Origin of the sequence: Caballeronia telluris, from assembly GCF_001544495.1 — a bacterium.
In the GTDB taxonomy this organism is placed as follows: Bacteria; Pseudomonadota; Gammaproteobacteria; order Burkholderiales; family Burkholderiaceae; genus Caballeronia; species Caballeronia telluris.
In genome coordinates, this window is the sequence record NZ_FCNZ02000151.1 from 1 (window position 1) to 656 (window position 656).

The 656-nt window shown below is 57.5% G+C and carries 2 protein-coding genes; both read left to right on the plus strand.

The window, feature by feature from the left end:
* Positions 1-196: hypothetical protein (locus tag AWB66_RS34850; protein ID WP_235021367.1), on the plus strand; the 196-nt coding region annotated here is incomplete at its 5' end.
* A gap of 58 nt (positions 197-254) precedes the next feature.
* A partial coding sequence (locus AWB66_RS33460; protein ID WP_125469900.1) for an IS110 family RNA-guided transposase occupies positions 255-656 on the plus strand: 402 nt, incomplete at its 3' end.

Here is a 656-nt window from a genome sequence, read left to right on the forward strand (position 1 = left end):
CGGATGCCGCAAATCGATCATCGCGTCCAGGCGGCTGCGGAAGAAATCCGGTGTGCTCATCGGCGCTTCTCACTCCCAGAAGATAGGGCCATTTCATATTGAAACTGGGAGTTTCGCAACTGCTTATCTGCACCTATCCGCACGCTGCGCTTGGCTTCGCGCGATTCTGCAGATGGAATGGGCACCACCCACCTGAACGGCATCGGTGTGCCAAAGTTGAGGTCTGACGTTCGACTGAAGTGGAGGTACCCGAAATGGAAATTACCGCTGTTGGTGTGGATATCGCCAAGCACGTCTTCCAGGTGCACGCCGTGGACGCCCGTGGACATACCGTATGCCGTAAGCGTCTCAGCCGATCACAAATGGCGCCGTTCTTCGCCCGTCTCTCGCCCTGCCTAATCGGCATGGAGGCCTGCGGCAGCGCACATTACTGGGCACGCAGGCTGGCTGCGATGGGACATACGGTGAAGCTGATGGCGCCGCAATTCGTCAAGCCTTACCTGAAGACGAACAAGAATGACATGAACGATGCCGAAGCCGTCTGCGAAGCAGTGCAACGACCGAACATGCGCTTCGTGGCCGTCAAGACGGTCGAGCAGCAAAGCATCCTGCATTTACATGTAAGCCGGCAGCTACTCGTCAAGATGCGCACCCAG